Annotated in this window: 10 protein-coding genes; all 10 read left to right on the top strand. The window is 40.2% G+C overall.

Translation table 11 applies throughout. The annotated features are described in order from the left end of the window. The first annotated feature begins 70 nt into the window (after positions 1–70). The 10 genes from panB to CBM15_RS15315 all read left to right on the top strand — a co-directional run bounded on the left by panB (position 71) and on the right by CBM15_RS15315 (position 11,295). The gene (panB, locus tag CBM15_RS15365) at positions 71–907 is read left to right on the top strand and encodes a 3-methyl-2-oxobutanoate hydroxymethyltransferase (RefSeq protein ID WP_087618186.1); all 837 of its coding nucleotides are present in this window, start codon (positions 71–73) and stop codon (positions 905–907) included. Then, positions 907–1,770, top strand: a complete 864-nt coding sequence (gene panC, locus CBM15_RS15360) for a pantoate--beta-alanine ligase (RefSeq protein ID WP_087618185.1) — start codon at positions 907–909, stop codon at positions 1,768–1,770. Before panB ends, panC begins: the two co-directional genes overlap by 1 nt. After that, the gene (gene panD / locus CBM15_RS15355; protein WP_087618184.1) at positions 1,763–2,146 is read left to right on the top strand and encodes an aspartate 1-decarboxylase; all 384 of its coding nucleotides are present in this window, start codon (positions 1,763–1,765) and stop codon (positions 2,144–2,146) included. The genes panC and panD overlap by 8 nt, the downstream gene beginning before the upstream one ends. A gap of 193 nt (positions 2,147–2,339) precedes the next feature. Next, positions 2,340–2,918, top strand: a complete 579-nt coding sequence (locus tag CBM15_RS15350) for a 3D domain-containing protein (RefSeq protein WP_087618183.1) — start codon at positions 2,340–2,342, stop codon at positions 2,916–2,918. 138 nt (positions 2,919–3,056) lie between these two features. Continuing rightward, positions 3,057–4,394: a dihydrolipoyl dehydrogenase gene (gene lpdA, locus CBM15_RS15345; protein WP_014824293.1), complete on the top strand. Its 1,338-nt coding sequence runs from the start codon at positions 3,057–3,059 to the stop codon at positions 4,392–4,394. Positions 4,395–4,507: 113 nt separating this feature from the next. After that, positions 4,508–4,846 carry a transketolase gene (locus tag CBM15_RS15340; protein WP_087618182.1) on the top strand — a complete coding sequence of 113 codons (339 nt, stop codon included), beginning with the start codon at positions 4,508–4,510 and terminating at the stop codon, positions 4,844–4,846. A 167-nt stretch (positions 4,847–5,013) separates the two neighbouring features. Beyond that, on the top strand, positions 5,014–6,162 hold the full coding sequence (locus CBM15_RS15335) for a cation:proton antiporter (protein ID WP_014824291.1): 1,149 nt from the start codon (positions 5,014–5,016) through the stop codon (positions 6,160–6,162). A 586-nt stretch (positions 6,163–6,748) separates the two neighbouring features. After that, positions 6,749–9,529: an ATP-dependent DNA helicase DinG gene (gene dinG, locus CBM15_RS15325; RefSeq protein ID WP_087618181.1), complete on the top strand. Its 2,781-nt coding sequence runs from the start codon at positions 6,749–6,751 to the stop codon at positions 9,527–9,529. Between the two features lie 76 nt (positions 9,530–9,605). After that, the gene (locus tag CBM15_RS15320; RefSeq protein ID WP_008404867.1) at positions 9,606–10,088 is read left to right on the top strand and encodes a cell wall elongation regulator TseB-like domain-containing protein; all 483 of its coding nucleotides are present in this window, start codon (positions 9,606–9,608) and stop codon (positions 10,086–10,088) included. A gap of 13 nt (positions 10,089–10,101) precedes the next feature. Next, the gene (locus CBM15_RS15315; RefSeq protein ID WP_087618180.1) at positions 10,102–11,295 is read left to right on the top strand and encodes a pyridoxal phosphate-dependent aminotransferase; all 1,194 of its coding nucleotides are present in this window, start codon (positions 10,102–10,104) and stop codon (positions 11,293–11,295) included. Positions 11,296–11,322 lie beyond the last annotated feature (27 nt).

Genomic DNA, 11,322 nt, shown 5'->3' with positions numbered 1-11,322 from the left:
GTACCTACCCTTCTGTCTAATTTTAGATAGAAGGGTATTTTTGTTTTCTTTCCACTTAAGGAGGAAGAACATGAAAACAACAGCACAGTTTTTAAAAATGAAAGAGCAAGGCGAGAAAATTGTCATGATTACCGCTTATGATTATCCGGCAGCAAAATTTTCAGAAGCGGCAGGTGTTGATATGATTCTTGTCGGGGATTCCCTCGGGATGGTTGTATTGGGCTATGAATCGACAATGCGTGTGACGGTAGAAGATATGATCCACCATAGTAAAGCGGTTCGCCGTGGTGCACCCGATACCTTTATCGTAGTCGATATGCCTTTTGGTTCTTATCATGGAGATATCAATGAAACATTGAAAACAGCTGTGAAAATGATGCAGGAAACGAATGCGAATGCCTTAAAAGTTGAAGGTGCAGATGAAATCGTACCTGTTATTAAGAAGTTAACTAATGCCGGTATCCCGGTTGTTGCACATTTAGGCTTACTACCACAATCGGCAGGTGTACTTGGCGGTTATAAAGTGCAAGGCAAAACAGCCGAGCAAGCGGAAAAGTTAATAAAGGATGCTATACGCGTTGAACAAGCAGGTGCATGTGCCGTCGTACTTGAATGTATTCCGCATCAGTTGACGGAAGCTGTATCGCAAAAATTAACGATTCCGACGATTGGCATCGGTGCAGGTGTAAAAGCGGATGGCCAAGTACTTGTATTCCATGACTTATTGCAATACGGAAAACATCACATACCAAAATTTGTTGAAGCATTTGCACGAGTAGGTGATGAGGTAGAGAAGGGGATTACAAGTTATACAAACGCAGTAAAATCAGGTACTTTCCCGACATTACAACAAAGTTTCACAATGAAAGAAACCGAGCTAATCGAGCTTTACGGAGGCGTAAAATAATGAATGTATTAACAACAATTACCGAGCTGTGTGAAGTAGTTAAAACGGCAAAATACAACCGGCAGTCAATCGGTCTTGTCCCGACAATGGGCTATTTACATGAAGGGCATTTAACATTGGCAGCAAATGCACGCAGCGAAAATGAACTTGTCATCATGAGCATATTCGTCAATCCAACACAATTTGGTCCAAATGAAGATTTTGAATCATACCCAAGAGATTTACCGCGTGATACAGAACTGGCAAAATCGGTAGGGGTAGATTATATATTTGCGCCGTCTGTAGAGGAAATGTATCCGCACGATGGAGGAATCACTATTCGAGCAGGACGTCAGGCACATATTTTATGCGGGGCGACCCGACCTGGTCATTTTGACGGAGTTTTGCAAGTTGTCGCGAAGCTCTTTAATTTAGTGCAGCCGGACCGTGCTTATTTCGGACAAAAAGATGCCCAGCAAGTGGCAATCATTCAAACAATGGTGCGCGATTACAATTTTCCGGTAACGATCCGTGTTGTTCCAGTTATACGTGAAGAGGATGGTTTAGCCAAATCAAGCCGCAATATTTATTTGTCTGCTGAAGAGCGTTCACAGGCACCTGCAATACAGCAGGGGCTCCAACTTGCAAAAAGGGAACTGTTGGAATCCGGAAGTGTGGAATCCGCCATATCACTGGCTAAGAAAATAATACATGACAACACGGATGGCCACGTTGATTATTTGATGATATTAACCTACCCGGATTTACAGGAAGTCGATGATCAGACAGATCAAATCGTTGTTGCAGCTGCCGTTCATATTGGTGAAACACGTTTAATCGATAATTTAATTTTTTCGTTAAAAGGGGAAGTAATCCATGTTTAGAATGATGATGAACAGTAAAATCCACCGTGCCCAAGTGACACAGGCAGATTTAAATTATGTTGGTTCCATTACAATTGATGTAGATATTTTGGATGCAGTTGGAATGCTGCCGAATGAAAAAGTCCATATTGTCAATAACAACAACGGTGCGCGCTTTGAGACATATATTATTGCCGGGGAACGAGGTTCAGGCGTTATATGCGTAAATGGAGCAGCGGCACGTCTTGTTCAAAAAGGTGATATTGTCATCATCATTTCTTACGTGTATGTGGATAATAAAGAAGTTGCCGAACATACCCCAACTGTGGCCATTATGGGGGAAAGCAATAAAATTAAAGAAATAATCGCATACGAACCGGAAGCAACAATTTTGTAAATGAACATATGAAAAGCTGTCATGGATTATTCCTATATGACAGCTTTTTTTATATTACATTTTTGGTTTGAAAAGGATATTTTTGTAATTTTTATATTATCTCCCTGTAATCTTTTTGAAATATTAAATGTGTAGACTTGGATTTAGCTTTATTTTACAAAATAGACAAAAGATACAGGGGGGAATAATTAGTATGTTTCAAAATAAACTATTATTTAGCTTTGCCTTCTTTATGGTCACTACCTTATTTTTCGCGAGCGGAGCAATCGCAGCTACGCATACAGTGAAGAAAGGTGAAGAATTGGATGAAATTGCAGATCTTTATGACACATCAGTATATACATTGCTTGAACTAAATGAGGTTGAAGATATTGAAGAAGTTACGGAAGGTCTCGTGCTGAAATTACCGGACCATATTCAAAATAAAAAAGTACCGGCTGAAAAAGAGAAAAAAAAGGAAACGATTGATGACTATGAGGTTGTCAAAACATTAACTGTTGAAGCAAGTGCTTTTACAGCCTATTGCAAAGGGTGTTCGGGAAAGACGGCATCCGGAATTGACTTGAAGAAAAACCCGGATATAAAACTAATTGCAGTCGATCCAAAGGTGATTCCGCTTGGTACAAAAGTATGGGTGGAAGGATATGGGGTAGCGGTTGCCGGTGATACGGGCGGTTCGATTAAAGGAAATCGTATTGATGTATTTGTCAAAACAAAAAAAATAGCCCTTAATTGGGGACGTAAAAATGTGGAAATTAAAGTATTGAAGTAATGGATGAAAAAGCGGCGAGTGCAGTTGGCACTTCGCTGCTTTTTTATTGACCGAATATTTTTAATAAAATAAAAAAAGGTATACGATTTGTTGCATTCACTGAACTGTAATGCTAATGTGAAAAATGAGGTGGTATATATGGAAAACTTTGATTTAGCAGTTATTGGAGCAGGTCCCGGTGGATATGTTGCAGCAATCCATGCGGCAAAAAGCGGGCTGAAAGTAGCGCTTGTAGAAAAAGATAAAGTCGGCGGGGCTTGTTATAATGTCGGCTGTATTCCATCGAAAATTATGCTTGAGCATAGCAAACTGGTACAGGAAATTCGGCGCGGGACGGATTGGGGTGTGACAGTACCGACGATTAATATTGATTTTCCGAAGTTAATGCAGCGAAAAGATCGAGTTGTTGACGAACTATTATCAAATATTGAAACGTTTATCGAAAATGCGCAGATTACAATGTATCGGGGGAAAGCGACTGTCACCGCAGAACGAAAAGTGATCATCGGTAATCAGGCATTTACAGCAGATCATGTCATTTTAGCAACAGGCAGCCGCCCATTTGTTCCGCCATTTAAAGGGCTTGAAAATGCAAATTATCATACAACCGATACGTTTTTTTCGATCCAGGAGCTGCCGAAACAATTAACAATTATCGGAGGCGGGGTCATTGCAATTGAAATGGCATTTGCGCTAGCGCCAATGGGAACAAAAGTAACCGTATTAAACCATAGTAAAGATATATTGCAAACAGAAGAACCAGATGCACGACCGATTATTAAAGAAAAAATGAAACAACTGGGAATCGAACTTGTGACAGACTTTACATTCGAAGAAATCCATGCTGACTATGTTCAAACATCAATCGGAAATTTCCCGTTCGAAAATTTACTGTTTGCGACAGGGCGCCGTCCAAACACTGAAATCGCGGAAGTGCTGGAAATGCAAATGGACGGTCGTTTAATCAAAGTGAATAACCATTATGAAACAAGTATTCCCGGTATTTTTGCAATCGGGGATTTAGTTGGCGGATTCCAGCTTGCCCACTCTGCAAGCGCAGAAGGGGTACATGCAGTGGATTATATTTTAGGGAAACATCCAAAAGTGATCAATCAGCAGGAAATCCCGCGATGCGTTTATACGCATCCTGAAATTGCTACATTTGGCATGCTGGAGCATGAAGCTCCTGCAGATAGTATTGTTACGAAGATGTATTTACCTACAAACCCTAAAGCATTGCTTGAAGGTAATACACAGGGCTTTATGAAGTTTGTAGCGAGTCCTGAAGGCGATATTTACGGGGCATGTGTCGTTGGTGATGGAGCGACAGAAATGATTAACTCCATGCTGGCGGCAAAAGTATTGGGGGGATCGGTAAAAGATCTGGCAAGGCTCATTTTCCCGCATCCGACAGTGAGCGAACATGTTGGAGATGCGGCACGTTCGGTTTTCGGAAAAGCAATTCATGCAAAATAACCTGGTGCTACGGTGCAGATAAGATGCTCCGTAGCTTTTTTCAATCCAATTTCTTTTTTATTGTGCGGAATTCTACTATACTTGTTGTATACAATTCCAACATGAGGTGACATATGGAAAATCAGTCAATGGAGCTTGTAGAAAAAGAAGTGGAAAACACATTATATCAATGTATTGATTTTAATATAGAAGAAAACTATATTGCGATGGGACAAGAATTTGCAAAAGTGCTTGCACTTTTGCAGGAACATAGGCTTATTAGTCCGGCTTTACAAGTAATTACTGATTCGGAACAATGTCTGACGGAAACACGGATATTGCTCGAAAGTCTGCAGGAAGCGCAAAGAAGGCATGCTTCACGGAGAAAGCTACTGACACATCGCCATATTTTAAATGTTTGGTTAAGAAAAAATCAATATTTTCAACGAGAAGTATTGCCGGGGTTTTTCTAATCTATCTCCTTGTCATTGAATAGGGAATATTCAGATAATGATAAAATGTTATTGCTTTTTCCTTTTTTATTGTTTAAAATAAAACTAATCTTATATGAAGCGGGGCATGGTGGAGTCAGTCAAAACTGGCGGCACCATGCCTTTTTCTATAGTAAAAGGGGGATATTATGTTTATTTTTCAAATAGTTATCGTACTATTGGCAACAAAAATAGCAGGGCATTTTACAGTTCGTCTAGGACAACCTTCAGTACTTGGGAAAATCCTGATCGGTATTATTATCGGTCCTGCTATGCTTGGCTGGATTACTGACAGTGAAGTTATGCAAACATTCAGTCAGATAGGGGTTATTCTATTAATGTTTTTAGCCGGTTTAGAAACCGATTTGGAAGATTTAAATGCAAATATGAAAGGGGCAATTTTTGTTGCAATTGGCGGGGTCATTTTACCGATTGCTATGAGTTATCCGCTAGCATTGGCATTTGGACTTACACAAGGTCAGGCAATTTTCATCGGACTAACATTAGCTGCTACATCAGTTAGTATTTCAGTTCAAACATTAAGCGAAATCGGTTGGCTGAAGAGTAAAGAAGGCTCTACATTATTAGGTGCTGCCGTACTGGATGATATTATCGTCGTAGTATTAATCGCAATTGCAATGAGTTTCCTTGTAGGGGATGATGTTTCAATTCCAGTATTAATCGGCGGAAAAGTATTCTTCTTTGTTTTATTATTTGTTGTAATGAGATGGGTTATTCCACCGTTCCTGAAAGCGTTCAGCCGTCTGAAAGTTACGGAGGCACTGTTAAGCGGAGCGCTTATTGCATGTTTTGCGTTAGCATACATAGGTGAGCATTACTTTGGTATCGCTACAATTATCGGAGCATTCTTTATCGGTATTGCGATCGGACGCACTCCATATAAAGAGACAGTCGAGCATAAAGTTGAACCAATTGCGAGCGGAATTTTCGTGCCGTTCTTCTTCGTTAGTATCGGATTATCTGTTACATTTGATGGGATTACAGAAAATATTTGGTTTTTGGTGATCTTCTCAATCGTTGCAATTTTATCTAAGCTGATCGGATCTGGTATTGGTGCGAAATTGGCAGGCTTTAGCTGGAAATCTTCTGCAGGTATCGGTGCAGGGATGATTTCTCGTGGTGAAGTTGCATTGATTCTTGCGGGTATGGGTTTATCAAGTGGTTTACTGCCGGCGGAAGACTATACGCCAATGGTAATCGTAATTATTATTACAACATTGGTTACACCACCAATGTTAAAAGGAATTTTCGGAAATCGTTCAAATTTAATGGATTAATCTAGTTGAAAGAATTCTTAATTTGTTGTATTCTATATTTTAGGTGCCAAAACCTCTGTGAAGATTTAGTCTTCACAACAAAAGCCTCCACCAACAGCACGGATTTGCTGGGAAGCTTTTGAATTGTGCAGGGAGATGAGCCCCTGCACACCTATACATAGTATATTAACCTAGTGTTGTCCTTGAGGCGGCACTAGGTTTTTTTTGCCTAAAAAATATGAAAAGTAATACGTTAATGGCAAAAGTGAAGCTGCACGTAATATTTATTAGAACAATTGAGCTTATATTAGAAAACTTGAGGTGGATATTAGATGAACTTGAAATGATATTCGAACAATTTGGATGTTTATTCGAACAGTTGGCGGTTATATTAGAAAATCGTAATTTTATTAGAACAAATAAAAATATATTAGATGATTTTAAAATATATTAGAACATTTAGAACGTTCATATATCGGCATCGACTCTATATTTACGATGGTAGCATTCCACCGCCACGTTCATCCGTTCTATCCAATTACATGACCTCATCGCCTCCAGTATGATAAAATGCCGTTATATTACTTGAACTGTGAGTTGAAGAAAAATGAAGGAAAGTCAAAAGTATGCGATTGTCGACATAGAAACTACAGGACATTCTCCTGCAAGCGGCGACCGTATGATACAAATCGCGATCGTCATTATGCAAGGATGGGAAATCGTAAAAAAATATTCTACATTTATCAATCCGGGAAAACCGATCCCGTTATTTATACAGGATTTAACTAATATTACAGACGAAGATGTAAAAGATGCTTTACCATTTGAGGCGTATGCGGATTATATTTATGAGCTGCTGGAAGGGGCAGTATTCGTTGCCCATAATACCGATTTTGACTTGAACTTTTTACAGGCAGAATTTAACCGTGCAGGCCTATCGAAGTGGCACGGCAAGAAAATTGACACAGTCGAACTAACAAAAATTTTGTTCCCGATGTCGTTAAGCTACAAATTATCGGATTTAGCGAACGATTTTAATATCGTGCTGCAAAGTGCACACCGCGCGGATGATGATGCACTCGCAACAGCGTACCTGCTTAAACATTGTTGGGAAGAGCTGTTAACATTGCCGCTCGTTACTTTGGAACAATTGCATAAACGTTCTTTCCGTTTGAGAACAGATTTGGCCCAGCTGTTTTTTGATGCGCTTGTCATCAAACGCAACAAAGCAATAACGGATGAAGGGCATGTCTTTTACCGTAAAATTGCAATTCGCAAAATGGCACCAACGCCAAAGAGTGATGGGGATGAACTTGTTTATCCGCAGACGACTGATGAAAAAATGACTTTATTATTAAATGGAATTCCCGATTTTGAAGAGCGTCCGCAGCAGTTTCAAATGATGGACAGCATTTGGCATGCACTCAACACAAATGCGGAGCACGTTATCGAGGCATCAACGGGCATCGGAAAAACGATGGGGTATTTAGTGCCATCGATTTATTATGCTAAGAAAACGAATCAAAAAATAGGAATTAGTACGTATACTTCTCATTTGCTTGATCAGCTTATGCAAAATGATATTCCGATATTGGAACAGGCACTTGGCCAGCCGATTAAAATGGCTTTATTAAAAGGGATGAATCACTATATCGACGTTGAAAAGTTCGAGAAAGAGCTAAAAACCCAGGATGAATCCTATGATCAGACTTTTACAGTACTGCAAACACTGATCTGGCTGGCGAAAACGGAGACCGGTGATTTAAGTGAGCTGAATGTGTCAGGCGGCGGCCAGCTGCTCCTTGATAAAATCCGAAAGAGCGCATTGCCGAAAACGACAATGCCGCTCTATGATTTTTACTCACGGGCAATTCAAAATAGTCGCCAGGCAGACATTATTGTGACAAATCATGCAATGCTGCTAAGTGATCTGGTTCGCAATGAGCAGATTTTTAATTCATTAGGCGGATGGATAATTGATGAAGCGCATCAGTTTATTCAAGCTGCAATCAATCAGCATGAAAAAATCTTCACTTATATGAATTGGAAATATTTATTTGGACAAATTGGTATACAGGAAGATGAACAGCTATTTTATAAAATTCGTCGGGTTGCAATTAAGAAACAGCTGCTGAATTATCAAACACTGGATCAGCTGGAAAAGCGCTATATTCAAATGGTCAATGCGTTTGATACAGCAATGGCGGCATTGCTTCGAGAAGTGAAGGTTGCAAATCACCAGTCTAAACAACAGAAAATTGAAGTCTTCATTTCTGAATTGCAGTTGGGGCGTGAAGTTTTAATAAAAGTTTCGCTCACTGTGCAGCAATGGGTGGATGAGGCGACCGAGCTTATACGGAAGTTCACTTCTAGTGTGGAGGAGCTTGCGCCAGAGCATGAATATTTAATTGAGCAATGGCAGTATATCGTCAATGAGTTTACGATTAAAATTGCAGAGTGGGATGATGTATTTTTAAGTCAGGATCCCGACTATTCATGCTGGCTGGAATTGGACCAGCGCAGTGTTCCGGGAAGTATCCAGCTTTATAAAAAACCGATCGAAGTGACATCGACAATTGGGAAACTTTTTGATCCAATCCGTGAAAAAAGCGGCATCGTCTGGACATCCGGAACGTTAACAGTGCCAAGTAATGAGCGTTTTATTACGAACCAGCTGGGAATCGATCCTTCGATCCCCATTGAAAAGCTGCATGCGGACCCGGGTTATTATGACGGGGCGGAGGTGTATATTGTCAATGACATGCCGGACATTCAGGCCGTTTCACAATCCGAATATATTGAAGAGGTCGCGCATGCGGTCACAAATACAGTGCGAATGACGAATGGTAGATGTTTTGTTTTATTCACATCTCAGGACATGCTGCGTAAAACGGTCAATCTAATACAGGAAAGTGAATTGTTAAGCGACTATATGATTTTTGCACAAGGTGTCACATCCGGAAGCCGTATGCGCTTATTAAAGTCTTTCCAAAAGTTTAATCATTCCGTATTATTTGGAACGAACAGTTTTTGGGAAGGGGTCGATGTGCCGGGTGACGGTTTGTCTGCAGTTATTGTCGTGCGGCTGCCGTTTTCTTCTCCGGAAGAGCCTGCATTTAAAGCGCGGGCCAATTATATAACACAGCAAGGACGCAATTCCTTTACAGAGCTTGCGCTGCCGGATGCTATTATCCGGTTCAAACAAGGGTTCGGCCGGTTAATTCGTTCCAGCCATGATAAAGGGGTGTTTATCGTTTTGGATCGCCGGATTGAAACAAAATCATACGGACAGCAGTTTATCGAGTCATTACCGCCAATTTCTATACAAAAACTGCCTCTACACAGTATGGTACAAAGCTTAGGAAATTGGTATAATGAAAAACGATGAGGAAGGAAAGCAGGTTGACAAAAATGAAACAAAATTTTAAACAACATTCAAATACATCGGAATGCAAGGTGCAGTTATGAAAAACTGGATTATCTTTTCGGTTGTCTTTATTTTATCTTTGTCGCTTGTTATTTCAGTGTTCGTATTTTGGAAAGCCAATGCACCGTTTAGTGAAATAGAACAAAAGGCGGAAAGTTTTGCGCTGGATACGAAAGCACTTGCTGTTGTTGATGATTCCTATGTTTACAATGGGAATAAGCCATATGTCACTGTTTTCGGAGTGGATGAGTATGGGAAGGAAAAAGCAGTCTTCGTCCCGATGAGTTTAGATGAGAATTCAATGCAAGAAGTATTTTTAGCGGATGGCATTACAGAAGAACAGGCGTTGTCTGTTTTTCAGGATGATACTGCCGTGAAAGAGATTCTTCATATGAAGTTAGGATTCGAGGAGCCGGGTCCGGTATGGGAAATTACCTATAAAAGTGAATCCGGCAGCTTGAATTATGTCTATCTTCTATTTGAAGACGGGCAATGGTGGAAACGCATATTGAATTTGTAGAGGAGAGAGCAACATGAAACAATTGTTGGCAAATCGTGTAAAAACTTTAACACCATCTTCTACTTTAGCGATTACAGCTAAAGCGAAAGAGTTAAAGGAGCAAGGTATTGATGTAATTGGTTTAGGTGCAGGAGAGCCTGACTTTAATACACCGGAGAATATTTTAAATGCAGCAAAAAAATCGATGGATGCTGGTCTGACAAAATATACGCCGGCTGGAGGGTTACCTGCTTTAAAGAAAGCAATTATTGATAAATTGGCTCGTGACAATAACCTTACATACAAAGCAAATGAGATTATCGTTGGTGTCGGAGCAAAACACGTTCTGTATACATTGTTCCAGGTTATTTTAAATGAGGGCGATGAAGTAATTATCCCGATTCCTTACTGGGTATCTTATCCTGAACAAGTGAAGCTTGCTGGCGGTGTACCCGTATATGTAGAAGGAACACAGGAACAAAGCTTTAAAATTACAGCACAGCAATTACGTAATGCTGTTACAGAAAAAACAAAAGCTGTAATTATAAACTCGCCATCCAATCCTTCTGGTATGATTTACACGAAGGAAGAATTGGCAGAGCTTGCACAAGTGGCAGAAGAAATGGATATTTTAATCGTTTCAGATGAAATTTATGAAAAGCTTGTTTACAATGGAGTAGAGCATTATTCAATTGCGGAAGTTTCAGACGCAGTGAAAGTACGTACAATTGTTGTGAACGGTGTTGCAAAATCTCACTCTATGACAGGATGGCGCATTGGCTATGCAGCTGGTGATGCGACAATCATTAAAGCGATGACGGATTTAGCCTCTCACTCTACTTCAAATGCTACAACTACAGCACAATATGCAACGATTGAAGCATATAACGGCTCGCAGGATACAGTAGAAAAGATGAGACAAGCGTTTGAATCACGTTTAGAGGCGATTTTCCCGAAATTAGCAGCAATTCCCGGCGTAAAAGTATTAAAGCCACAGGGTGCTTTCTACTTATTGCCGGATGTTTCAGAAACAGCCGAAAAAACAGGTTACACTTCAGTGGATGATTTTGTATCGGCACTATTAACAGAAGCAAATGTTGCGGTCATTCCAGGTTCAGGATTTGGTGCACCCGCGACAATACGCTTATCGTATGCGACATCTTTAGAACTATTAGAAGAGGCAGTTCGCCGAATCGATGCATTTGTTAAAGCAAAATGGCAAGATTAAGCGAGCCTGCAACTTAAGCTTTGGAGG

The sequence above is a fragment of the Solibacillus kalamii genome, from assembly GCF_002174535.1.
GTDB classification, from domain to species: Bacteria; Bacillota; Bacilli; order Bacillales_A; family Planococcaceae; genus Solibacillus; species Solibacillus silvestris.
This window is presented reverse-complemented; position numbering and strand designations above follow the sequence as displayed.